Source organism: Micromonospora sp. NBC_01796 (assembly GCF_035917455.1).
Classification (GTDB): Bacteria; Actinomycetota; Actinomycetes; order Mycobacteriales; family Micromonosporaceae; genus Micromonospora_G.
Map to the genome: position 1 here is coordinate 69496 of NZ_CP109078.1, position 24393 is coordinate 93888.

The following is a 24393-nucleotide window of genomic DNA, read 5'->3' on the forward strand; positions in this document are numbered from 1 at the left end:
GTCTGGTCGCGGTTGTCGGACGAGGCGATCACTCGGTCACCTCGGCGTTCTGGAAGGTCTCGCCCGGGGCGACCCGGACGCCGCGCGCCCAGTCGGTGGCCGGCATCGGCTTCTTGCCCGCAGCGCGTACCTCGCCGAGAGCGACCGCGGTGGTGGCGGTGCCGACGAGTACCTGGGTCCGTTCGATGAGCAGCTCTCCTGGTTTGAGATCGGGTGAATTGGCGATCGGTCGGACCGGGCCGAGCTTGACCCGGTCGCCTCGGAAGGTGGTCCAGGCGCCGGGCGCCGGGGTGGCCGCCCGGATCCGCCGGTCCACCGCGAAGCCCGGTTCGGACCACCGGACCTGGCCGTCGGCGACGGTCAGTTTCGGGGCCAGGGAGACCCCGTCGACCGGCTGCGGTTCGGCGCGGGCGGTGCCCGCCTCGATCGCGTCGAGCACGGCCACGAGCAGCCCTGCGCCGGAGGCGGCGAGTCGGGTCAGCAGGTCACCGGAGGTGTCGGTGGGGCGGATCTCGTCGGTCAGGGTGCCGTACACCGGGCCGGTGTCCAGCCCGGCTTCGAGCTGGAAAACGCTGGCGCCGATCACCGCGTCGCCGTGCAGCACCGCGTGCTGTACGGGCGCCGCCCCGCGCCAGGCGGGTAGCAGCGAGAAGTGCAGGTTGACCCAGCCGTGGGTGGGGATCTCCAGTGCCGCCGGTGGCACCAGCGCGCCGTACGCGACCACCGGTACGCAGTCCGGGGCCAGCTCGGTCAGCCGGGCCAGGAACTCGGGCTCACGCGGGCGGGCCGGGGTGAGCACCTCGATGCCGTGCTCGTCGGCCCAGGCGCCGACCGGGGAGCGGACCAGGCCACGGCCGCGGCCGGCGGGGGCGTCCGGGCGGGTCACCACGGCGAGCAGTTCGTGGCGGGAGGCGGCCACCGCCTCCAGGGCGGGCAGGGCGACGGCCGGTGTGCCGGCGAAGACCAGGCGCATCCGGGTCACCTCCCCAGGCCGAAGGGACTGCCCGCGCCGTGCGGGCTGGTCTTGATCACCGGCGGGGCGCCGGCGTCGTACCAGTCCGCCGCGCGGATCGCCTTCATCGCCTCCTTGCGCCCCTCGACCGAGAGCCGGTCGAGGAAGAGCACCCCGTCGAGGTGGTCGGTCTCGTGCTGTACGCACCGGGCCATCAGCCCGGTGCCGACGATCTGCAGCGGGTCGCCGTACGAGTTGGAGCCCTTGGCCACGACGTTCTGCCGGCGCACGGTGTCGAAGTAGAGCCCGGGGATGGACAGGCAGCCCTCCGGGCCGTCCTGCTCCTCCTCGTCCGGGAAGGAGAGCACCGGGTTGATCAGGTGACCGACCACGTCGTCCACGTCGAAGGTGAACACCCGCAGGCCGACCCCGAGCTGTGGGGCGGCCAGCCCGGCACCGTTGCGGTCACGCATCGTGTCGGTGAGGTCGGCGACCAGCTTGCGCAGCTCGGCGTCGAAGTCGACCACCGGCTCGGCCGGCGTGCGCAGCACCGGATCCCCGAACAGACGGATGGGCTGGACGGTCACGCGGGACGGCTCCTTAGCTGGGGGACGACGTTACCGGCGGGTCGGTCGTCCCGGCGGGAAGCCCGCTCGGGCGGACCACCATCGGGAGAAACCGGCCCCCGGCGGAACGGGGGCAGACAGGATGCTGCCGTACCAGTCTACGGCGGCGGTACCGGCTGATTTCAGGCCACCGACACCGGCAGCCGCTCGTGGCCGTGCGGGGTGGGCAGGCCCGGTGGGCCGGCATCCCGACCCGGTTGAGCCCGGCTGTCCACCACGTCGACGGGACCGGGCGACCGGGGTCACGCGGTATCTCGGGCGATCCGGTGCGTGGCGGGACGCCGTTCGCCGGGCTCGCCGCGATGTCGGGTGACCGGCGATCAACCACGCCGCCGTCGCGCCGTCGTACCTCCGGAGCCGGATCCGAGGATCCGTCATGCCGCCCGGTGGTGCCGGATGGCCCGTTACGAGGAGATGCCGGCCTCGCTGGCGAGGATCGGGTCGGCCGGGGCGGTGTCGGCCTGGGCGAGCACGTGTTCGGGCAGGGGCAGCCGTACGCCGTGCGCCGCGTCCCAGTCGTAGATCGTGCCCAGGCCGACCTCGGCCTGGAAGAACTCGACCGCGGACCGGCCGCCGACCACGGGCTCGTCGACCTCGGCGACCAGTCGGCCGGGGACCAGCTTGAACCCGTTGCGCAGGGCGGCGCTGAGTCGCCGGTGGCCGTCGACGACAAAGAAGTCGGTGCCGGTGTAGCCGATGCTGAGCGGTTCCAGGGCCGCCTCCCCGGCCTGCGCCACGTCGTTGACGAAGTCCGACTCCCAGAGTCCGCGCAGGCCCTGGATCTCCTGGCTGGGGTAGATCCGGCCGGGGTCGAGCAGGAGCAGCGGCGGCGCCTCCTGGAGCACCTGCTTGCCGAGGGTGCCCTCGAAGGCGGCGATGACGTGCTCGACGACCTCCATGGCGGAGGCTCGGGTGGTGTCGCAGATCAGGTCGTAGTTGCGCAGTTTGGCCTTGTCCACGCCGTACCGGAGGATGAACCGGCTGCGCTCGCTCTCGCTGCGTTCCCGGAGCTTGGTCCGGGCCTCCTCGATCGAGGTGTAGCTCTCGGCCGGGCCGGAGGGGCGGGCCAGCACCCGGCGGGCGGCCTCGGTCGACTCGGTGATCATGTGAATCTTGAGCGCGTCCCGGAAGAAGTGCCAGGCCAGGCGGCTGTCGACGATCAACTGCTCGCCGGAGTCGGCGATGTCCTGCTGGAGCTGGTCGACGTACCCGTCGACCGCCTGGTCGAGCTCGGCGTGCAGGTTGAGCTGCAGGGTGGTCATCTGACGCCGCTGCGCCATCTCGCGGTACAGGTCACCGACGCTGATTCGGCGCAGGCCGAGTCGCTTGGCGAGTTCGATCGACACGGTGCTCTTACCGCTGCCGAGATCTCCATTGAGAACGATCGATTGACGATCGGTCACGACGCACACACCCCTGATCGCAGACTGATTAGGATCACTCGATTACACACCGAACCGGTGTGATCACGGCATCGTCACACCAATGGGCGGCGACATGAGGGGCGATGTTACCACGCGTACACCAGGCTCCCGGCGGACCACAGGTCAGAACAGATCCAGCGGATCGACCTGGATCCGTACCGCCTGACCGGCCTTGCGGGCGGTGCGTACCCCGGCCGCCTCGTGCAGCGCGACCGCCAACGCACCGGCCCGGCCACGGGGCACCCGGACCAGCATCCGCTCCTGCCCCTCCCCCGCCGGCACCGGACCGAGGACCTCCGCCCCGGCCGGCAACCGGGTGACCGCGAGCAGGTCGGCGACCGCGTCGGGCACCCCGGTCAGGCTCGCCATCCGGGCCGCCGGCGGGAAGCCCAGCTCCCGCCGCTCGGCCAGCTCACGGGCGGCGAACCAGGCCGGATCCCAGCGCAGCAGCGCCTGCACCGGCGCCAGCGCGCCGTCGGCCACCAGCACCACCCGGCCACCGGCCGCCGCCGGTCGGGCCAGCGCCGCAGCGGTCAGCCAGCGCCGCAGCGCCTCCTCGGCGGCCCGCAGGTCGGCCCGGGTCAGCAGCGCCCAGGAGTCCAGCAACAGCACCGCACCGTACCCACCGCCGGCCGCGAGCGGCTCGGCGCCGGGCGTCGCCACCACCAGCCCGGCCTCCGCCGGCACCTCGCCGAGCACCTCCTCCCGACCCGAGGTCCGCACGGGCACGCCGGCGAACGCCCGCCCCAGTTCCTCCGCCGTACGCCGGGCGCCGACCACCGCCGCGCGCAGCCGCCGCCCCCCGCACTCCGGGCAGGTGTACGCCGCCGCGACCCGCCCACACCAGTGGCAGCTCGGTACGGCGTTCGCCGAACGCAGCGCGAGCGGCCCCGCGCAGTGCGGGCACCGGGCCGGAGCGCGGCAGTTGGCGCAGGAGACCGAGGGCAGGTACCCCCGACGCGGCACCTGGACCAGCACCGGCAGATCCGCCCGCAGCGCCGCCCGGGCCGCCTCCCAGGCCAGGCTCGGCAGCCGCGCGGTCGCCGCCCCCGGATCCCGGGCCAGTTGCGGGTCGTCACCGGTCGGTGTCACCTGCGGCGTACGCGCCCGCACCGTCGCCCGGTCGGCCACGATCTCCTTCGCCCAACCGGTCTCGACCAGCAGTTGCGCCTCGGCGGTCCGGGCGTGCCCCGCCACCAGGACCGCCGCGTCACCGAGTTGGGCACGGGTGAGCAGCACCTCGCGGGCATGCGGGTACGGGGCGCGCGGTTCGGAGTGCAGGTCGTCGCCGTCGTCCCAGATCGCCACCAGCCCGAGCCGGTCGACCGGGGCGAACATCGCCGCCCGGGTGCCGATCACCACCGGCACCTGTCCCCGCGCGGCGGCGAGGAAGGCCCGGTAACGCTTGGCCGGGCCGAGCGCCGCGGAGAGCGCGACGTGCCGTCCGGTGCCGAGTTCGGCGGTGAGCGCCGCGTCGAGGCGGTCGAGGTCGCGGGCGTCGGCGACCACCGCGACCACTCCCCGCCCACCGCGTACGGTGGCCGCGGCCGCCTCGGCGAACCGTGCCGCCCACTCCTCCCCGGGCAGCGCCGACCAGACCGCACGCGGGCGTCGCCCGTCGGTGAGTGCCCGCAGGAACCCCGGTCCGGCCGGATAGTCCCGCCATCCCCGCCCGGGTCGGTCGCCCGCGACCACGTCGGGCCGCGCCACGTCTGCCGGCGCCACGTCAGGGCTCGTCGCGTCCGCCGGCACCACGTCGGGTGACGCCGCCGCATCCGCCACCACCTCGGATGGCGCCACGCCCGCGGGCGCCACTCCGGCGGCCACCACGACGTCGGTCGGCGACGGGTCGGTGGTCACCCGGGCGGGGGCGGGCTGCGACTCGACCCGGGCGTGGCGGGGTGGCACGGCGAGCCGGAGCACGTCGACCAGACCACCGGCGTACCGGTCCGCGACCGCCCGGGCCAGCCGGGCGATCTCCGGGGAGAGCACCCGTTCCGCCGAGACGAGGCGTTCGAGGTAGGTCAGCCGGCCGTCGTGCGTGGAGGACTCGACCCGCTCCAGCAACCAGCCGTCGACCAGTTGGCCGGCGAACCGGACCCGGACCCGCGTCCCGGGCCGGGCCGTCTCGGCGAGTTCGCTGGGCACCAGGTAGTCGAACGGGCGGTCCAGGTGGGCCAGCGGCACGTCCACCACTACGCGAGCGACCGGCAGCCCGCTCGCGGGCTGCCGGTCGGTACGCCTAGCGGTGGTCAGGCTCCTGCGGCCGACTTGAGGTCGGCGGCACGGTCGGTGCCCTCCCAGGTCAGATCCGGCAGCTCACGACCGAAGTGGCCGTACGCGGCGGTCTTCTGGTAGATCGGACGGAGCAGGTCGAGGTCACGGATGATCGCGGCCGGACGCAGGTCGAAGACCTCACCGATCGCCTTCTCGATCCGCTCCACCGGGACGTTCTCCGTGCCGAAGGTCTCCACGAACAGGCTCACCGGGTGCGCCTTGCCGATCGCGTACGCGACCTGCACCTCGCACCGCTCGGCCAGACCTGCGGCCACCACGTTCTTCGCCACCCACCGGGTCGCGTACGCCGCCGACCGGTCGACCTTCGACGGGTCCTTGCCGGAGAACGCGCCGCCGCCGTGCCGGGCGTAACCGCCGTAGGTGTCCACAATGATCTTCCGGCCGGTCAGACCCGCGTCGCCCATCGGGCCGCCGATCTCGAACCGCCCGGTCGGGTTCACCAGCAGCCGGTAACCCTCGGTCTCCAGGCCCAGTTCCTCGAGTTCCGGGGCTATGACGTGCTCGCGTACGTCCGGGGTCAGCAGCGACTCCAGCGAGATGTCCGCCGCGTGCTGGCTGGAGACGACCACCGTGTTCAGCCGGACCGGGCGCAACCCGTCGTACTCGATGGTGACCTGGGTCTTGCCGTCCGGGCGCAGGTACGGGATCGTCCCGTCCTTGCGGGCCGAGGCGAGCCGGCGGGCCAGCCGGTGCGCCAACGCGATCGGCAGCGGCATCAGCTCGGGCGTCTCGGAGCAGGCGAAGCCGAACATCATGCCCTGGTCACCGGCACCCTGCGCGTCCAGCGCACTCTCCGAGGAACCCGACCGCAGCTCGAGGGCGCTGTCCACGCCCTGCGCGATGTCGGGCGACTGGGAACCGATGGAGACGCTCACACCACAGGAGGCCCCGTCGAAACCCTTCTTCGACGAGTCGTACCCGATCCCGAGAATCGTCTCCCGGACGATCGTCGGGATGTCGGCGTACGCCTTGGTGGTCACCTCACCCGCCACGTGCACCTGACCGGTGGTGATGAGGGTCTCGACCGCCACCCGGCTGCGCGGGTCCTGGGTCAGCAGCGCGTCAAGGATGCCGTCGCTGATCTGGTCAGCGATCTTGTCCGGGTGGCCTTCCGTGACCGACTCGGAAGTGAACAGGCGGCGTGCCACGGTGCTCCTAAAGGATCTCGAAGAGTGTCGGCGGCAGTCTAGCGCCGCGGACATGGGTCATTTCCTCGGTGACAGTGTGCTCAGTGGTTAAGACGAAACGGTTAAGCGCGTTGTTACCAGGTCCCAGACGCCGTCGGCGAGGTCTTCCTTGGATTGTTCCGGGAAAACCGTCCTGGATCCATCCGCGCCCAGCACGACCGCAGTATTGAAGTCGGCGCCGAACACCTTGTCCCGCCCCACCTCGTTGACCACGATCAGATCCGCCTTCTTCCGCGCCAGCTTCGCCCGTGCGTTGGGCTCGGCCTCACGGGTCTCGGCGGCGAAGGCGACCAGTACCTGGTGGGCGTGGCGCCGGTCGCCGAGTTCGGCGGCGATGTCGGGGTTGGTGACCAGTTCGATGGTGGGCGCCGTACCGTCATCCGTTTTTTTGATCTTCTGGTCGGCGTACGTCGCCGGGCGGAAGTCCGCCGGTGCCGCCGCCATCACCACCACGTCCGCGTCCGCCGCCGCCGAGAGGGTGGCCTTGCGCAGTTCCTCCGTGGTGGACACGCGAACCACCTCCACCCCGGCCGGGTCGGGAAGCGAGACGTTGGCGGCAATCACTGTAACCATAGCGCCACGCACAGTAGCAGTGCGGGCAAAGGCGTAACCCTGTTTACCCGAGGATCGGTTGCCCAGGAATCGCACCGGGTCGAGCGGTTCCCTGGTGCCACCGGCGGTGATCACCACCCGACGCCCGGTCAGGTCACGCGGCGCCACCGCCCCCCGGCTCAGCGTCCGCCGGGCGATCGCGAAGATCTCCGCCGGGTCGGGCAGTCGACCCTTGCCGGTGTCCGCGCCGGTCAGCCGCCCGCTGGCGGGCTCGATGACAAGTACGCCGCGAGCGCGCAGCGTCGCCACGTTGGCCACCGTCGCCGGGTGCTCCCACATCTCGGTGTGCATCGCCGGCGCCAGGACCACCGGGCAACGGGCGGTCAGCAGCGTGTTGGTGAGCAGGTCGTCGGCCAGCCCGTGCGCGACCTTGGCCAGCAGGTCGGCGGTGGTCGGTGCGACCACGACGAGATCCGCCTGCTTACCGATGCGGACGTGCGGGACCTCGTGCACCTCGGCCCAGACATCGTCCGCGACCGGCTTGCCGGAGAGCGCCGCCCAGGTCGGGGCGCCGACAAAACGCAGGGCCGAGGCCGTCGGTACGACCCGGACGTCATGCCCCGACTCGGTGAAGAGCCGGAGCAGTTCACAGGCCTTGTACGCGGCAATGCCCCCGCCTACGCCAAGAACGACCTGAGCGGGCATGAGCGATCTTTCGGTCCTGCTACGGCTGGTCGGTCGGCTCGGCGGTGAGCAGGCCCGCGTTGATCTCGCGCATCGCGATCGACAGCGGCTTCTCCTGCGGGGTGGTCTCGACCAGGGGTCCGACGTACTCCAGCAGACCCTCACCGAGCTGGCTGTAGTAGGCGTTGACCTGGCGGGCCCGCTTGGCCGCGAAGATCACCAGCGCGTACTTGGAGGTGGTCTTTTCCAGCAGCTCGTCGATCGGAGGGTTGGTGATGCCTTCGGGATTGGCGATGGAACCCACGAGATAAACCTCTGTGTCTCTCAACCGCTGGTACGCGGCTGAGCCGGAGTCAGAAAGGATGAACCGAGCAAGCCTACCAGTTCCTCCGCTGCCCGCTCGACGAAGTCGTTGACCACCACCCGGTCGATTTCCGCCCCGTCGTGCGGTTGGGCGGCCGGCGGAACCACTCCCGGCGGGACGAGGTACACCAGACGGGACCCGGGCATCGCGGCCCGTACGCGCCGGGCGCCGGGCAGGTCGAGACTGAGCAGCACCGGCTGGGCGGCCCGCAACCGGGTCTGGACCGGCTGGCGCGGCGTGCCGTGCAGGTGGCCGGCGTAGCGGTCCCACTCGATCAGTTCGTCGGCGGCGATCAGCGCCTCGAACTCGTCCCGGTCCACGAACAGACGCGTCCCGTCGGCCTCGTACGGGCAACGGGATCTGGTGGTCATCGGGACCGATACCCACAACACGGGCGAACGCGCCCGGATCAGCTCGATCACGCTCTCCTTGCCGGCCCCGGCAGGACCGGCAAGGAGCGTGAGACGAGCCGCCGGGCGCGCGTCGTCCACCGTACTCACTGCTTGTTTCTACACGCTGCCACTAACTAGTTGGCGGCGAACTCACCAAGCAGTGCCTTGCGCTGCTGGTCACCCAGGCCGCGCAGACGCCGGCTGTCGGCGATCTTGAGCTTCTCCATGATCTGGGTCGCCCGGATCTTGCCGATCCCCGGCATCGCCTGGAGGACGGCCGAAACCTTCAGCTTGCCGACGACGTCGTCGCCCTCCGCCCGGTCGAGGACGGCGGCGAGGGTGGTCTTGCCCTGCTTGAGCTGCTCCTTCAGCTCAGCACGGGCTTTGCGGATCTCCGCAGCCTTCTCCAGCGCGGCTGCACGCTGTTCGGGGCTCAGTTGGGGGAGCGGCACCAGTTCTCCTCAGGTCCCTATCGCGACGGGCGGAACGCACCGCCGCATCTGTGAAACGTGGGGTGGCTGGAAACCAAAGGGGTATGTGGTTCCCAGCGCCGGGAAAACTAGCGGTCAGCAGAGTTTTCGGCAACGTGGACGCGCCATGATCATGCGACCGTGACCGAGCTATCACTCACCGGCGCGGTCGAGTACGGCCCGACAATCGGCCAGCGCGCGGTCCGCGGCGGCCCGCAGCGCGGACCGGTCCGGCCCGTGCCCGAGCACCTCGCGGGAGTACGACGGCAGCACCGCGGTCAGGTCCCGACCGAAGACCGTACGCAGGTCGGCAGCGCTCCCGCCCTGGGCGCCGAGACCGGGCGCGAGCATCGGGCCGTGCACGCGGGACAGGTCGTGACCGGTCTCGCCGATCGTCGCGCCGACCACCAGCCCGAAACTTCCGAGCGGCTCGGCACCCACGTTGAGCTGGGAAATCTCGTCGATCACGGTTTGCGCGACGGTCCGGCCGTCGGCGCCGCGGGCGTGTTGCACGGCCGGACCCTCCGGATTGGAGGTGAGCGCGAGCACGAAGACGCCGCCGCCGTGCGCCGCCGCCGTGTCGAACATCGGCGCGAGCGAGCCGACGCCCAGATACGGACTCGCGGTGATCGCATCGACATACAGCGGACTGGATGGATCGAGATACGCGGCGGCGTACGCGCTCACCGTGGAGCCGATGTCACCACGCTTGACGTCCAGAAGCACAAGAGCTCCGGCATCTCTCAACTGTCGGATAGTTGACTCAAGTACCTCGAGTCCTCGGGACCCGAAGCGCTCGTAGAACGCCGACTGCGGCTTCACCACTGCGACCCGGTCGCCCAGTGCCTCGGCCACCGTCTCGCTGAACCGCGCCAACCCGGTCACGTCGTCGGGCAGTCCCCAGCGGTCCAGCAGCGCGCCGTGCGGGTCGATACCCACACAGAGCGGCCCCCGCTCCGCCATCGCCCGGTGCAGCCGCGTCCCGAAGCTCTCCATCGCGCTCTCCTCTCCTCGCCACGACGCGGGGCGCGCCACGGCTCCAGCCCTCCCGGTACGCACCCGGCGTCGCGGGTGCGGCACGCAGCCTTCCGCGGTCCGGCAGCCGGCCCTCCCGGTACGGGGACCGGATGTCGGTGGCCACCGGTGGTGGTGGCCGGCGGGGTGGCGACGGCGGATCAGCCCGCGGCGACGGCGGCGGCCACCCCCGCGCCGATCCGGGCCAGGTCCTCGTCGTCGGTCACATACGGCGGCATCGTGTAGACCAGGTCGCGGAACGGGCGCAGCCACACCCCCCGGTCCACCGCTGCGGCGGTCGCGGCCGGCAGGTCGACCTCGTGGTCGAGCTGCACCACACCGATCGCGCCGAGCACCCGTACGTCGGCCACGCCGGGCGTGCCGCGCAACGGCTCCAGACCCGCCCGGAGACCCGCCTGCACCCTCGCCACCTCCGCCGCCCAGTTTCCGGCCCGCAGCAGCCCGATGGAGGCGTTCGCGACGGCACACGCGAGCGGGTTCCCCATGAACGTCGGCCCGTGCGCCAACACACCACCGGCCCCGATTCCCCGGGCCACCTCCGGTGTGCAGAGCGCCGCCGCGAGGCTCAGGTAGCCACCGGTGAGCGCCTTCCCGACGCAGATCACGTCCGGGGTGGCCCCCGCGTGCTCGGCGGCGAAGAACGTACCGGTGCGACCGAAACCCGTAGCGATCTCGTCGAAAATGAGTAACACCCCGTGCGCGGCGGTGACCTCGCGCAACACCCGTAGGTAGTGCGGATTGTGGAACCGCATGCCCCCGGCGCCCTGCACCACCGGCTCGACGATGACCGCCGCCAACTCGTGCGCGTGCCGGGCGACCTGGTCGGCCAGCACCGCCGCGTAGTCCTCGTCCACCGGTGCGTCGAAGCCGGCCGGCGGTACGGGCGCGAACACCTGCCGGGGCAACACGTCCCGCCAGAGGTGGTGCATCCCGCCCTCGGGATCGCAGACGCTCATCGGCTGGAACGTGTCCCCGTGGTAACCACCGCGCCAGGTGGCCAACCGGTGCCGCTCCGGGCGACCCCGGCCGAGCTGGTACTGCAGGGCCATCTTGACCGCCACCTCGACACTGACCGAGCCGGAGTCGCAGAGGAACACGTGCTCCAGTCCGGGCGGGGTGAGGTCGACCAGGTTGCGGGCCAGCTCGATCGCCGGCCCGTGGGTCAGCCCACCGAACATCACGTGGCTCATCCGGCCGAGTTGCCCGGTGACGGCGGCGTCCAGGACCGGATGCCGGTAACCGTGGATCGCGGCCCACCACGACGACATCCCGTCGACCAGCTCACGCCCGTCGGCCAGCCGCAGGCGTACGCCCTCGGCCTCGGTGACGAGGTACGGCTGCGTGGTCGCGGGCATCGGCGCGTACGGGTGCCAGACGTGCGCGGCGTCGGCGGCGAGCAACTCGGCAGGGGTCACGGCCGGGCCGACCGCGCGATCGCGCGGGCCAGACCCGGCCCGCGATAGATGAAGCCGGTGTAGAGCTGCACCAGGCTCGCCCCGGCGTCGAAGAGGCGGTTCGCGTCGTCCGGATCCATGATCCCGCCGACCCCGATCACCGGCAGCGCCCCGCCGGTCTCCCGGTGGACGAAGGAGACCACCTCCCGGGCCCGTGCGGTCAGCGGCCGACCGGACAGGCCACCGGTCTCCGTACCCCGGGGTTCGTCGGCGGCGGCGAGGCCGCCGCGGCCGAGTGTGGTGTTGGTGGCGATGACACCCGCCGCCCCCCGGTCGAGACAGACCCGCAGCAGTTCGGCGATGGCCGGCTCGGTGAGGTCCGGTGCGATCTTTACCAGCACCGGCTTCTCTCCCACCAGGGCGTCGAGCAGCGCGTCGAGGTGCTCCCGGTCCTGCAACGCGCGCAGGCCCGGGGTGTTCGGCGAGGAGACGTTGACCGCGAAGTAGTCGCCGTGCTCCCGCAGCGCCCGGTAGGAGGCGACGTAGTCGCCCACCGCGTCGTCCAGCGGGGTCACCTTCGACTTGCCCAGCGAGATGCCCAGCGGTACGCGCAGCCCCGGCCCGGCCGCCAGCCGCCGCGCCAACGCCTGCGCCCCCTCGTTGTTGAACCCCATCCGGTTGATCACCGCGGTGCTCTCCGGCAGCCGGAACAGCCGGGGCCGGGGATTGCCCGGCTGGGCGTGTGCGGTGACCGTGCCGACCTCGACGAAACCGAAGCCCAGCGCCGGCCAGGCCGGCAGTGCCACCCCGTTCTTGTCCATCCCGGCGGCCAGCCCGACCGGGTTGGGGAAGTCCAACCCGAAGACCCGGCGCGGCGCCGCCACCGCGTACGCGGACCGGAGCGCGGCCAGCGCGGCCGGCCGCCCGGAGAGGGCGGCCAGCCGGTGCAGGGTCCACTCGTGTGCCGTCTCGGCATCACCACCGCCGAGCCGGAACAGCGCGGGGCGGACCACCCGCTCGAAGATCACTCGCCGGCCCGCAGGGCGGCGTGCAGCTCCTGCAACGGGCGCACGGCCATGTCGCCGCGGATCAGCGCCTCGATGCCCATCACCGCCGCCGCCGCACCCGGCACGGTGGTGATGCACGGGATGTCCGCGGTCACCGCCGCGCTGCGGATCTCGTACCCGTCGGACCGGGCGCTGGCCCCGGAGCCCTGCGGGGTGTTGATGACCAGGGCCACCTCACCGGCCGCGATCAGCGAGACCGCGTCCGGACCGGCACCGGCCTCCTCGTAGTGCTTGCGGATCAGCTCGCAGGAGATGCCGTGCCGGCGCAGCACCTCGCCGGTGCCGACGGTGGCGACGATCTCGAACCCGAGGTCGGCCAGCCGCTTCACCGGGAAGATCATGGCGCGCTTGTCCCGGTTGGCCACCGAGACGAAGACCTTGCCGGCGGTCGGCAGCGAGCCGTACGCGGCGGCCTGGGACTTGGCGAACGCGTGCCCGAACGCCACGTCGATGCCCATCACCTCGCCGGTGGACTTCATCTCCGGACCCAGCAGCGAGTCGACCCCCTGACCGGCGCGGGTACGGAACCGCTTGAACGGCAGCACCGCCTCCTTGACCGCGATCGGGGCGTCGACCGGCATCGTGCCGCCGTCACCGGTCGGCGGGAGCAGGCGCTCCGCGCGCAGGTCGGCGATCCGGGCGCCGAGCATGATCCGGGCCGCCGCCTTGGCCAGCGGCACCGCGGTCGCCTTGGAGACGAACGGGACCGTACGGGAGGCGCGCGGGTTGGCCTCCAGCACGTACAGGGCGTCGTCCTTGAGCGCGTACTGCACGTTGAGCAGGCCGCGTACGCCGACACCACGGGCGATCGCCTCGGTGTAGCGGCGTACGGCCGCCAGGTGCGAACTCGCGAGGGTGATCGGCGGCAGGGCGCAGGACGAGTCGCCGGAGTGGATGCCGGCCTCCTCGATGTGCTCCATCACGCCACCGATGTAGACCTCGCCGTCGGCGTCGCAGAGCGCGTCCACGTCGATCTCGATCGCGTCGTCGAGGAACCGGTCGACCAGCACCGGGTGGTCCGGCGAGATGTCGGTCGCCCGGCCGATGTAGTCGCGCAGGGTCGGGTCGTCGTAGACGATCTCCATCCCCCGACCGCCGAGCACGTACGACGGCCGGACCAGCACCGGGTACCCGATCTCGTCGGCGATCGCCTTGGCCTCGTCGTACGAGGTGGCGGTGCCGTGCTCGGGGGCCCGCAGGCCGGCTCGGGCCAGCACCGCGCCGAACGCGCCCCGGTCCTCGGCCAGGTTGATCGATTCCGGGGAGGTGCCGACGATCGGCACCCCGGCGTCCTTGAGCCGCTGGGCCAGGCCGAGCGGGGTCTGCCCACCGAGTTGGACGATCACCCCGACCACACCGGGACCCCCGGCCGCCTTGCCGGAGCTGTCCTCGGCGTGCCAGACCTCGAGCACGTCCTCGAAGGTGAGCGGTTCGAAGTAGAGCCGGTCGGCGGTGTCGTAGTCGGTGGAGACGGTCTCCGGGTTGCAGTTGACCATCACGGTCTCGTACCCGGTGCCGACCGCGCCCGGCAGCGGCGCGCCCTGCAACGCCAGTACGGCGTGCACGCACGAGTAGTCGAACTCGATCCCCTGCCCGATCCGGTTCGGCCCCGAGCCCAGGATCAGCACCTTGGGCCGGTCCGAGCCGGCGACCTCGGTCTCCTCGTCGTAGGACGAGTAGTGGTACGGGGTGGTGGCGGCGAACTCGGCCGCGCAGGTGTCCACGGTCTTGTAGACCGGGCGCAGCCCGAGCCGGTGCCGCAGTACGCGTACCCCGTCCTCGGCCGCGAGTTCCGGACGGAGCGCGGCGATCTGCCGGTCGGACAACCCGGCCCGCTTGGCCCGACGCAGCATCGCCGCGTCGAGTACGGGCGCCCCGACGATCTCCTCCCGCAGGTCGACCAGGGAGGCGATCTGGTCCAGGAACCAGGGGTCGATGCCGCCGGAGGCGGCGGAGACCTCGGCGACCGAGGCACCCAACCGGAGCGCTCGCTCCACTGTGTACAGTCGGCCGTCGTGTGGGGTAGCCAGGGCGGTGAGGGTGGACTCGACCGTCGACCCGGCCGGGTCCGGTACGGTCCAGAATCCGGCCGCCTTCGTCTCCATCGAGCGCATCGCCTTGTTCAGCGCCTCGGTGAAGTTGCGGCCCAGGCTCATCGCCTCGCCCACCGACTTCATCGTGGTGGTCAGCTCCGGGTCGGCGCCGGGGAACTTCTCGAACGCGAACCGAGGAATCTTGACCACCACGTAGTCCAGCGTCGGCTCGAACGCGGCCGGGGTCTGGAGGGTGATGTCGTTCGGGATCTCGTCCAGGGTGTAGCCGATGGCGAGCTTCGCCGCGATCTTGGCGATCGGGAAGCCGGTCGCCTTCGAGGCCAACGCGGACGAACGGGAGACCCGGGGGTTCATCTCGATCACGACGATCCGGCCGTCGGTCGGGTTGACCGCGAACTGGATGTTGCACCCGCCGGTGTCCACCCCGACCTCGCGCAGGACCGCGATGCCCAGGTCACGCAGTTGCTGGTACTCCCGGTCGGTGAGCGTCATGGCCGGCGCCACGGTGACGCTGTCGCCGGTGTGCACACCCATCGGGTCGATGTTCTCGATCGAGCAGACCACCACCACGTTGTCGTTGCGGTCGCGCATCAGCTCGAGCTCGTACTCCTTCCAGCCGAGCACGCTCTCCTCGATCAGGACCTCGTGCACGGGGCTTGCGGTCAGCCCCGCCCCGGCGATCCGGGTCAGGTCCTCGTCGGTGTGCGCCATGCCGGAACCGAGCCCGCCCATGGTGAACGACGGCCGGATCACCACCGGGAGCCCCAGCTCGCCGACGGTCTGGCGAACCTCGTCCATCGAGTGGCAGACCCGCGAGCGCGGCACCAGCGAGGTCGGGTCGGCGATGCCGATCCGGGCCCCCGCCTTGGCGACGACCTCCTTGAAGAGCTGCCGGTCCTCGCCCCGGCGGATCGCGTCGATGTCGGCGCCGATCAGCTCCACGCCGTATTTCTCCAGCACACCCGACTCGTGCAGCGCCACCGCCGTGTTCAGCGCGGTCTGGCCGCCCAGGGTGGGCAGCAGTGCGTCCGGCCGCTCCCTGGCGATGACCAGCTCGACGAAGTCCGGGGTGATCGGCTCGACGTAGGTGGCGTCGGCGTACTCCGGGTCGGTCATGATCGTCGCCGGGTTCGAGTTGACCAGGCTGACCCGCAGGCCCTCGCTGCGCAGCACCCGGCAGGCCTGGGTGCCGGAGTAGTCGAACTCGCAGGCCTGTCCGATCACGATCGGACCGGAACCGATCACGAGTACGTGGCGCAAATCGGTCCGCTTAGGCATGGTTCCCGCCCTCGTTCTTGTTGCCCTGGCCACGCCCCGGCTGCCGCTCGCCCTCGATCAGCTCCGCGAAGCGATCGAAGAGGTAGTCCGCGTCGTGCGGGCCGGCGGCTGCCTCGGGGTGGTACTGCACGGTGAAAGCGGGTACGTCCTTCGCCCGCAGGCCCTCGACCACATTGTCGTTGAGGCAGACGTGACTGACCTCGACCGCGCCGAAGTCGGTCTCGATGAACTGGCCCGCCGGCACCTCCTGGCCGGGTTCGCGCCCCGGCCAGTCGACCGCGAAGCCGTGGTTGTGCGAGGTGACCTCGACCCGCCCGGTGACCCGGTCCAGGACCGGCTGGTTGATGCCCCGGTGCCCGTAGCCCAGCTTGTAGGTGCCGAAGCCGAGCGCCCGGCCGAGGATCTGGCTGCCGAAGCAGATGCCGAACAGCGGGATCCGCCGGCTGAGCACCTCACGGGCCAGCCCGACCGGGTGGTCGGCGGTCGCCGGGTCGCCCGGCCCGGGCGAGAAGAAGACCGCGTCCGCGCCGGTGGCGAGCAGGTCCTCGATGCTCGACGAGGCCGGCAGGACGTGGGTGGTCACCCCACGGGCGGCGAGCCGGCGCGGGACGTTGCGCTTGATCCCCAGGTCCAGCGCGGCGACCGTGAACCGGTGCGTGCCCTGCGCGTCGACCGTGTACGGCCTGGGCGTGGTCACCTCCGCCGACAGGTCCGCGCCGACCATCTCCGGGGTGGCCCGGACCCGGGCCAGCAGGGCCTGCGGGTCGTCGTCGAGGCTGGAGATGCCGACCCGCATGGCACCCTTGTCCCGCAGATGACGGGTCAGCGCGCGGGTGTCGATCCCGGAGATGCCGACGACACCCTCGGCGGCGAGCCGGTCCTCCAGACCGCCGGACGCCCGCCAGTTGGAGCCGATCCGGGCCGGGTCGCGGACCACGTAACCGGCCACCCAGATCCGGCCAGACTCGTCGTCCTCGCCGTTGACCCCGGTGTTGCCGATGTGCGGCGCGGTCTGCACCACGACCTGGCGGTGGTAGGACGGGTCGGTCAGGGTCTCCTGGTAACCGGTCATCCCGGTGTTGAAGACCGCCTCACCGAAGGTCTCCCCCACACTGCCGTACGCCTCACCGTGGAACGTCCGGCCATCCTCCAGTACGAGGATCGCGGGCCTGCGTCGCATTATTTGACTGCCTTTCCATCAAGCACCGTCGGCTCGCCGCGCAGGAACGTGGCCACGATCCGGCCGGGCAGCACGGTGCCGGCGTACGGGGTGTTGCGGCTGCGGCTGGCCAGCTCAGCGGGGTCGACGGTACGGCGTGCGGCCGGGTCGACCAGGGTGAGGTTGGCCACCGCCCCCGGTGCGGGGTCGTGCCCGTGCTCGGTCAGGCCGGCGATCCGGGCCGGCACCCGGGACATCCGGTCGGCGATCAGGTCCCAGCGCTCACCGAGCACCGAGAGCAGCACCGGCAGGGCGGTCTCCAGCCCGAGCATGCCCGGACGGGCGTACGCCCACTCGCACTCCTTGTCCTCCAGCGCGTGCGGGGCGTGGTCGGTGGCGACGATGTCGATGATCCCCTCGACCAGGGCGGCCCGCAGGGCGGCCACGTCGGTGGCCGTACGCAGCGGTGGGTTGACCTTGAAGACCGGGTCGTAGCTGGCCGCCAGTTCGTCGGTGAGCAGCAGGTGGTGCGGGGTGACCTCGGCGGTCACCCGGACCCCGCGCGCCTTGGCCTGGCGCAGCACCTCGACGCTGCCGGCGGTGGAGACGTGGCAGACGTGCAGCCGGCTGCCGACGTGCTCGGCGAGCAGGACGTCGCGGGCGATGATCGCCTCCTCGGCCACGGCCGGCCACCCGGTCAGTCCGAGCCGGGTGGAGACCTCGCCCTCGTGCAACTGGGCGCCCTCGGTCAGCCGGGGCTCCTCGGCGTGCTGCGCGATCACCCCGTCGAACGCCTTGACGTATTCCAGGGCCCGGCGCATCAGCCTCGGGTCGGCCACGCAGTGCCCGTCGTCGGAGAAGATCCGTACCCGGGCGGCCGAGTCGGCCATCGCGCCGAGTTCGGCCAGCCGCTCCCCGCCGAGGCCGACGGTGACGGCCCCGATCGGCTGCACGTCGACCAGCCCGGCCTCCCGGCCGAGCCGCCAGACCTGTTCGACCACCCCGGCGGTGTCCGCGACCGGCGAGGTGTTCGCCATCGCGCAGACCGCGGTGTAACCGCCGAGCGCGGCGGCACGGGAGCCGGACTCGACCGTCTCGGCGTCCTCCCGTCCCGGTTCGCGCAGGTGGGTGTGCAGGTCGACCAGGCCGGGCAGGGCCACCAGGCCGTCCGCGTCGACCACCGTGGCATCGCGGGCGTCGAGGTTGCGGCCGGCGGAGACCACCAGGCCGTCGCGGAGCAGCAGGTCGGTCGGCTCGGCGCCGACCACCCGGGCGCCCTTGATCAGGTACGCACTCATAACGTTGTTCCCCCCAGGAGCGGACGGTTCACTGGTTCTTTCCCCCCAGGAGCAGATACAGGACGGCCATCCGTACGGAGACTCCGTTGGTGACCTGTTCGACGATGGTGGAGCGGGGTGAGTCGGCCACCTCCGGGGCGATCTCCATGCCCCGGTTCATCGGGCCGGGATGCATGACGATCGCGTGGTCCGGCAGCCGGCGGAACCGGGGCCCGTCCAGGCCGTAGCGGCGGGCGTACTCGCGGGCGGAGGGGAAGTAGGAGTCGGCCATCCGTTCGCGCTGCACCCGCAGCATCATCACCACGTCCGCGCTGGGCAGCACCGCGTCCAGGTCGTACGAGACGTCGGTGCCGGGGGCGAGGGCGGCGGCGATGTCCACCGGGATCAGGGTCGGCGGCCCGACCAGGGTCACCTTCGCCCCCAGCGTGGACAGCAGCAGCACGTTGGAGCGGGCCACCCGGCTGTGCAGTACGTCGCCGACCACGGCCACCTGCAGTCCGGCGAGCCGGCCCAGCCGCGACCGCATCGTGTACGCGTCCAGCAGCGCCTGGGTGGGGTGCTCGTGGGTGCCGTCACCGGCGTTGACCACGACCCCGTCCACCCAGTTGGCGAGCCGGTGCGGGGCGCCCGAGGCGGGGTGGCGGATGACCACCGCGTCGGCGCCCATCGCCTGCAACGTCAGCGCGGTGTCCTTCAGGCTCTCGCCCTTGGAGACGCTCGACCCCTTGGCCGAGAAGTTGATCACGTCGGCGGAGAGTCGCTTCGCCGCCGCCTCGAACGAGATCCGGGTCCGGGTGGAGTCCTCGTAGAAGAGGTTGACCACGGTCCGGCCGCGCAGCGCGGGGAGCTTCTTCACCTCGCGCCCGGCCACGGTCGCCATCTCGGCGGCGGTGTCCAGGATCAGGGTGGCCGTGGACGCGTCCAGGTCGGCCCCGGAGAGCAGGTGCCTGATCACAGCGCGGGCCTCCCGAACAGTTTGACCTCGTCCGCACCGTCGACCTCGGCGAGCGTGACCTTGACGCTCTCGGCCAGCGCGGTGGGGATGTTCTTGCCGACGTAGTCGGCCCGGATGGGCAGTTCCCGGTGGCCCCGGTCGACCAGCACGGCCAACTGCACCGAACTGGGGCGGCCGAGGTCGCTCAGCGCGTCCAGCGCGGCCCGGACCGAGCGCCCGGAGAAGAGGACGTCGTCGACCAGGATCACCCGCTTGCCGTCGACCCCGCCGGGCGGCACCTCGGTCGGCCCGATGGCCCGGGTCGCGTGCCGGCGTAGATCGTCGCGGTAAAGGGTGATATCGAGCACACCGACGGGCACCTGAATGCCCTCGAAGGTGCTGATCCGGGCGGCCAGCCGACGGGCCAGCGGCACACCCCGGGTGGGAATCCCGAGCAGCACGGTGTCGGCGGCGCCCTGGGTTTTTTCGAGAATCTGGTGTGCGATCCGGTCGACCACGCGTTGCAGATCGGCGCTGGTCAGGATGACCTTCACGGACGGTGGCGATGCCACCGGGGGTTGGGCGGCCTGCGGGAAGGCCACGGCGGACCTCCTTCCCCGCCTCACTGGACGGGTCGTTAAAGGATGTCGGATCCGGCCCGGACCGCACGCGGTCAGGCCGGGGGCTGATCACCACGTTACCAGCGACCGGTCGCCGGGTCCGGGCGGGGCGCTGACCGTCCGGTCAACGAACAGATTTCAGGTTCGTGACCACGATCTTGCCAACGGGAAGGTAACGACCACTTGACCACGTGTCGCAATCCCCGTACCGTCACGCTCCGTAGCGACCGCTGGGGAGATCCCCGAGCCAGCACTGGGAGTGTCCGAATGCCCTCTGAATACGCCAAGTCGTTGGGCGCCCGCCTGCGCTCTATCCGTCAGCAGCAGGGGCTGTCCCTGCAGGGGGTGGAGGAGAAGTCGAACGGGCGTTGGAAGGCCGTCGTCGTCGGGTCGTACGAGCGTGGTGACCGTGCGGTCACCGTCTCGCGCCTCGCCGAGCTGGCGGACTTCTACCGGGTGCCCGTCGCGGAACTGCTGCCGGACGGCAGCGGGGTCCGGCACGAGCCCACGAACAAGATCGTCCTGGACCTGGAGCGCCTCTACGACGAGGCCTCCGAGGAGCTCGCGTACGTCGCCCGTTATGCCCGCGCCATCCAGCAGCAGCGGGGCGACTACAACGGCCGGGTGTTGTCGATCCGCGCGGACGACCTGCGCGCGCTCGCCATCGTGTACGACTCGTCGCCCTCCGGGCTGATCGAGCGCCTGACCGAGCACGGCGTACTCGTCGCCGACCCGCGGGCGCTCTTCGCCTCCTGAGTACCACCGCAGGACAGCACGAAGGCAGTATGAAAGGGGGCGCCCTGCCGGGCGCCCCCTTTTCACGTCCACGTGCCCTGTCGCGTCCCGTGTCCCATCGCACCCGGTGCCCTGCGGCGTGCACGGGCCGGGCCGGGGCCCGGTCAGCGGGTGGCGTACTCGGCGATCCGGCCGAGGATCCCGTTCAGGAAGCGCGGCGAGTCGTCGGTCGACATCTGCTTGGCCAGCTCGACCGCCTCGCTGATCGCCACCGCGTCGTCGATCTCGTCGACGTAGAGCAGCTCGTAGACCGCGATCCGGGCCAGGTTGCGGTCCACGACCGGCATCCGGTCCAGCGTCCAGCCCTCGGCGTAGCTCGCGATCAGCTCGTCGATCCGGTCCAGTTGCCCGGCCACACCCTCGACCAGGCCAATCGCGTACTCCATGTGCTCCGGCGGCGGCGGGGTCAGCCGCCGGAGGTAACCGGCCAGTACCTCGACCGGGGGCAGATCCCGTTGGTCGGCCTCGTAGAGGACATCCAGTGCCCGCTTGCGCGCCTTGCGACGCGCGGGCATTTGTTGCTTGGGGCCCTCGGCCATCAGCCGCGGCCGAGGTAACGGCCGTCGCGGGTGTCGACCTTGATCTTCTCACCGGTGGTGATGAACAGCGGCACCTGTACGGTCGCACCGGTCTCCACCGTCGCCGGCTTGTTGCCACCGGTCGAACGGTCACCCTGCAGACCCGGCTCGGTGTACGTGACCTCGAGGATCACGCTGGTCGGCAGCTCGATGTAGAGCGGGACCGCCTCGTGGGTGGCGACGATCGCCTCGGCCTCGGGCAGCAGGTAGTTCGCCGCCTCGCCGACGGTGGCGCCGGGCACCTGGATCTGGTCGTAGGTCTCCAGGTCCATGAACACGAAGTCTTCGCCGTCGGCGTAGAGGTACTGCATGGTCCGCTTGTCGACGGTGGCCGTTTCGACCTTGGTGCCCGCGTTGAACGTCTTGTCGACGACCTTGCCGGACAGCACGTTCTTCAATGTGGTGCGCACGAACGCACCACCCTTGCCGGGTTTGACGTGCTGGAACTCCACGACAGCCCAGAGTTGGTCGTCGAGGTTGAGGACCAGACCGTTTTTGAGGTCGTTGGTGGTGGCCATTTCCTGCCTTGATCTTCAATTGGCGGACAGACCTAACGAGTCTACTTGCCGGGACGCCTCCCGCGCTGGCACGGGTACGAGCGGTTGATCGAGACCGGACGCGTGTCGGTCACACACCGGACAACTCGCGGTCGGGTCCGGGACATCCGTCGCTGACAGCGTGCACGGGTGCCGAACCCGGTCACCCGACTCTCCGTGCTCGCCCGCTGCCGCGCCCTGGGAGTGGCCGGGGTGGTCCTGCTGGCCCTCGGCGCCGCCGGAGCCGGTGCGCTGCCGATCCGCGACCCCTTCCCCGTCCTGGGCGAACTGCGCCGGCATCCGGGCCTCGGCCTGGTCTGCGCCACGTTCGGGCTGGGCCTGCTCGTCGCCGCCTGGTGGTGGCTGGGACGCCTCGTCCACGGCGAGCGTCCGCCCCGCCCGGCGGCCCTGATCGTCACCCTGGCGCTCTGGGCGGCACCACTGGCGATCGCGCCGCCGATCTTCAGCCGCGACGTCTACAGCTACCTGGCCCAGGGGGCGATGGTCGGCGCCGGGCTGGACGTCTACGGGCACGGTCCGGCCACCCTCGGTGGTCCCCTCGCCGCCGAGGTGCCGGCGATCTGGCAGCACACCACCACCCCGTACGGCCCGGTTTTCCTGGTCCTGGCCACGGCGGTGGCGGCGGTGACCGGCACCCAGGTGGTCCTCGGCGTCCTCGGCCTGCGGATGATCGCCGTGCTCGGGGTGGTCCTGCTCGCCACGGTCCTGCCCGGCCTGGCCCGACGCTGCGGGGTCGACCCGGCGGCGGCGCTCTGGCTCGGCGTGCTCAACCCGCTGGTCCTGATCCACCTGGTCGGCGGTGCGCACAACGACGCTCTGATGGTGGGGCTGCTCTGCGCCGGGCTGGCCTCGGCGGTGGCCCACCGGCCGGCGCTCGGCACCGCGCTGCTGACCCTGGCCGCCCTGGTGAAGGCGCCCGCCCTGGTCGCGCTGGTGTTCGTCGCACCGCTCTGGGCCGGGCAGCTCGCCGGGCGGTGGCGGACCGTCCGGGCACTGCTCGGCACCGCCGTGGTGGCGGTCGGGACCACGGTGGCGGTCACCGCCGTGGCCGGCACCGGGTACGGCTGGATCACCGCCCTGGACACCCCGGTCTCGGCCGCGAACTGGTCGGTGAGCAGTGCCCTGGGCCGGGCCACCCGGGCCCTGCTGGAGCTGATCGGCGCGGACGTGGCCCCGCACGCGGTCTCGTTCTGGCGGTGGGCCGGGCTGGCCGTGGCACTCGGCGCCGGGCTGCTGCTCTGGCTGCGCCGCGACGAACTCGGCCCGGTGTACGCCCTCGGCCTCGCCCTCGGCGCGCTGGTCCTGTTCGGCCCCGCCATCCGGCCCTGGTACCTGCTCTGGGGGCTGGTGCCGATCGCCGCCGCCACGGCCGACCGGCGGCTGCGCCGGTGGGCCGCGCTCGCCTGTGCCGTACTGGCTCTGGTCGTCCTGCCGGACGGGTACGCACCGGGGCTGGTCGAGCTGGCCCAGGTGGCCCTCGGCGGCGGGCTGGCCGTACTGCTGTTGCTCGCGCTGCACCACCGGGGGCGGCTCCGGCTCCTCGCGGCCACCGTGCGGATGGTTCGCTGCCGACGCCCGGTCGAGGCGACGCGGACCGCCTGCCCGAGCCGCACCCGCACCTGCCCGCGCGCGTGCCCGCGCAGCGGATGGCCGCACCGGATCCGTCCCCCTCCGGAGGAGCACGATGAGCCGACTTCGGGCCCCCCGCCGTACCCGCGACCGGATCCTGCTGATCGGCACGCTGGTGGCGGGCTGCGCGGTGTTCCTGGCCACCGTCCCGGTCCACCGGGGCTTCTTCGACGTCGGCGTCTACCAGGGCGCGGTCACCCACTGGCTGCGCGACGGCGGGCAGCTCTACGACTACCTGCGCCCCGGCACCCGGTACGGCTTCACCTACCCACCGTTCGCCGCCCTGGTGATGAGCCCGCTGGCCCTGGTCGGCTGGCCGGCGGCGATCGTCACCAGCATCGTGGTCAACGTGGCCGCCGCCGGACTGGTGATCCACTGGCTGCTCGACCCGGTCGCCCGTCGGCACGACTGGCCCCGCTGGTACGCGTACGCGCTGACCGGGTGTGCGGTGGCGGTCTACGAACCGGTCCGGGACACGGTCAGTTTCGGACAGGTCAACCTGCTGCTGCTGGTGCTGGTGCTGACCGACCTGATGCTGATCCGGACCGGCCGGCACCGGTTCGCCGGGATCGGCATCGGTCTCGCCTCGGCGATCAAACTGACCCCGGCGGTCTTCATCGTCTACCTGGTGCTGGTGGGACGGTGGCGGGCCGCCGTCGTCGCCGCCGGTACCGCCGCGAGTGCGACCATCCTCGCCGCCGTGATCGCCCCGCACCCGTCCTACGTGTTCTGGACCCACGCCCTGTGGGACACCGACCGGGTGGGCGACCTGGGCTACGTGTCGAACCAGTCGCTGCGGGGCCTGCTGACCCGGCTCGACCCGCACCTGGGCAAGGGCGTCTGGCTGGCCGTGGTCCTGGCCGTGCTCGTGGTCTGGGCGGTCCGGGTACGCCGGGCCGCCCGCGCCGACGACCAGCTCGCCGGCTTCGCCCTCACCGGGATCGTCGGCTGCCTGGTCAGCCCGATCACCTGGGTCCACCACCTGGTCTGGCTGCTGCCCGCGCTCGCCGTCCTCGGCAACGCGGCACTGAGCGCCGGACCGGGCG

At 71.7% G+C, this 24393-nt stretch carries 20 protein-coding genes and 2 pseudogenes; 3 read left to right on the forward strand and 19 right to left on the reverse strand.

Annotated features, from left to right (window positions below):
* Positions 1–28: 28 nt before the first annotated feature.
* The 17 genes from fmt to pyrR form a co-directional block, all read right to left on the reverse strand.
* A complete protein-coding gene (fmt, locus tag OIE47_RS00300; RefSeq protein ID WP_326559437.1) occupies positions 29–973 on the reverse strand; it encodes a methionyl-tRNA formyltransferase in 945 nt (314 codons plus the stop codon).
* Between the two features lie 5 nt (positions 974–978).
* Positions 979–1539: a peptide deformylase gene (gene def / locus OIE47_RS00305; RefSeq protein ID WP_326559438.1), complete on the reverse strand. Its 561-nt coding sequence runs from the start codon at positions 1537–1539 to the stop codon at positions 979–981.
* 443 nt (positions 1540–1982) lie between these two features.
* Positions 1983–2981, reverse strand: coding sequence for an AAA family ATPase (locus OIE47_RS00310; RefSeq protein WP_326559439.1), 999 nt, complete (start codon positions 2979–2981; stop codon positions 1983–1985).
* 144 nt (positions 2982–3125) lie between these two features.
* A complete protein-coding gene (locus OIE47_RS00315) occupies positions 3126–5195 on the reverse strand; it encodes a primosomal protein N' (protein ID WP_326562953.1) in 2070 nt (689 codons plus the stop codon).
* 59 nt (positions 5196–5254) lie between these two features.
* Positions 5255–6448, reverse strand: coding sequence for a methionine adenosyltransferase (gene metK, locus OIE47_RS00320; protein ID WP_326559440.1), 1194 nt, complete (start codon positions 6446–6448; stop codon positions 5255–5257).
* An 87-nt stretch (positions 6449–6535) separates the two neighbouring features.
* On the reverse strand, positions 6536–7744 hold the full coding sequence (gene coaBC / locus OIE47_RS00325; protein ID WP_326559441.1) for a bifunctional phosphopantothenoylcysteine decarboxylase/phosphopantothenate--cysteine ligase CoaBC: 1209 nt from the start codon (positions 7742–7744) through the stop codon (positions 6536–6538).
* Between the two features lie 19 nt (positions 7745–7763).
* Positions 7764–8027, reverse strand: coding sequence for a DNA-directed RNA polymerase subunit omega (gene rpoZ / locus OIE47_RS00330; protein WP_007075826.1), 264 nt, complete (start codon positions 8025–8027; stop codon positions 7764–7766).
* A gap of 20 nt (positions 8028–8047) precedes the next feature.
* Positions 8048–8578 (reverse strand): guanylate kinase, encoded by a 531-nt coding sequence (locus OIE47_RS00335; RefSeq protein WP_442792124.1) that lies wholly within the window; start codon positions 8576–8578, stop codon positions 8048–8050.
* A 35-nt stretch (positions 8579–8613) separates the two neighbouring features.
* Positions 8614–8931: an integration host factor, actinobacterial type gene (gene mihF, locus OIE47_RS00340; protein ID WP_326559443.1), complete on the reverse strand. Its 318-nt coding sequence runs from the start codon at positions 8929–8931 to the stop codon at positions 8614–8616.
* A gap of 171 nt (positions 8932–9102) precedes the next feature.
* The gene (gene pyrF, locus OIE47_RS00345) at positions 9103–9945 is read right to left on the reverse strand and encodes an orotidine-5'-phosphate decarboxylase (RefSeq protein WP_326559444.1); all 843 of its coding nucleotides are present in this window, start codon (positions 9943–9945) and stop codon (positions 9103–9105) included.
* A gap of 179 nt (positions 9946–10124) precedes the next feature.
* Positions 10125–11399, reverse strand: coding sequence for an adenosylmethionine--8-amino-7-oxononanoate transaminase (locus OIE47_RS00350; protein ID WP_326559445.1), 1275 nt, complete (start codon positions 11397–11399; stop codon positions 10125–10127).
* Positions 11396–12406: a quinone-dependent dihydroorotate dehydrogenase gene (locus OIE47_RS00355; RefSeq protein WP_326559446.1), complete on the reverse strand. Its 1011-nt coding sequence runs from the start codon at positions 12404–12406 to the stop codon at positions 11396–11398. Before OIE47_RS00355 ends, OIE47_RS00350 begins: the two co-directional genes overlap by 4 nt.
* Entirely contained in the window at positions 12403–15777 is a 3375-nt protein-coding gene (carB, locus tag OIE47_RS00360; RefSeq protein WP_326559447.1) for a carbamoyl-phosphate synthase large subunit, read from the reverse strand. The genes OIE47_RS00355 and carB overlap by 4 nt, the downstream gene beginning before the upstream one ends.
* On the reverse strand, positions 15770–16957 hold the full coding sequence (gene carA, locus OIE47_RS00365; RefSeq protein ID WP_326559448.1) for a glutamine-hydrolyzing carbamoyl-phosphate synthase small subunit: 1188 nt from the start codon (positions 16955–16957) through the stop codon (positions 15770–15772). Before carA ends, carB begins: the two co-directional genes overlap by 8 nt.
* Positions 16957–18234: a dihydroorotase gene (locus tag OIE47_RS00370; protein WP_326559449.1), complete on the reverse strand. Its 1278-nt coding sequence runs from the start codon at positions 18232–18234 to the stop codon at positions 16957–16959. The genes carA and OIE47_RS00370 overlap by 1 nt, the downstream gene beginning before the upstream one ends.
* A 28-nt stretch (positions 18235–18262) precedes the next feature.
* Positions 18263–19189: an aspartate carbamoyltransferase catalytic subunit gene (locus tag OIE47_RS00375; protein ID WP_326559450.1), complete on the reverse strand. Its 927-nt coding sequence runs from the start codon at positions 19187–19189 to the stop codon at positions 18263–18265.
* Positions 19186–19770: a bifunctional pyr operon transcriptional regulator/uracil phosphoribosyltransferase PyrR gene (gene pyrR / locus OIE47_RS00380; RefSeq protein WP_326559451.1), complete on the reverse strand. Its 585-nt coding sequence runs from the start codon at positions 19768–19770 to the stop codon at positions 19186–19188. Before pyrR ends, OIE47_RS00375 begins: the two co-directional genes overlap by 4 nt.
* A 285-nt stretch (positions 19771–20055) precedes the next feature.
* Between pyrR and bldD the strand changes: the two genes are divergently transcribed.
* On the forward strand, positions 20056–20544 hold the full coding sequence (gene bldD / locus OIE47_RS00385) for a transcriptional regulator BldD (protein ID WP_121159805.1): 489 nt from the start codon (positions 20056–20058) through the stop codon (positions 20542–20544).
* A 143-nt stretch (positions 20545–20687) separates the two neighbouring features.
* Here bldD and nusB read toward each other — a convergent pair whose 3' ends face one another.
* Entirely contained in the window at positions 20688–21098 is a 411-nt protein-coding gene (gene nusB / locus OIE47_RS00390) for a transcription antitermination factor NusB (protein WP_326559452.1), read from the reverse strand.
* 23 nt (positions 21099–21121) lie between these two features.
* Positions 21122–21679 carry an elongation factor P gene (gene efp / locus OIE47_RS00395; protein WP_326559453.1) on the reverse strand — a complete coding sequence of 186 codons (558 nt, stop codon included), beginning with the start codon at positions 21677–21679 and terminating at the stop codon, positions 21122–21124.
* Between the two features lie 231 nt (positions 21680–21910).
* On the opposite strand from efp, the pseudogene mptB reads away from it, so the two are divergent.
* Both mptB and OIE47_RS00405 read left to right on the forward strand, forming a co-directional pair.
* A pseudogene (gene mptB, locus OIE47_RS37965) lies at positions 21911–23131 on the forward strand (polyprenol phosphomannose-dependent alpha 1,6 mannosyltransferase MptB); the annotation flags it as partial.
* 505 nt (positions 23132–23636) lie between these two features.
* A pseudogene (locus OIE47_RS00405) lies at positions 23637–24251 on the forward strand (glycosyltransferase family 87 protein); the annotation flags it as partial.
* Between the last annotated feature and the right edge of the window lie 142 nt (positions 24252–24393).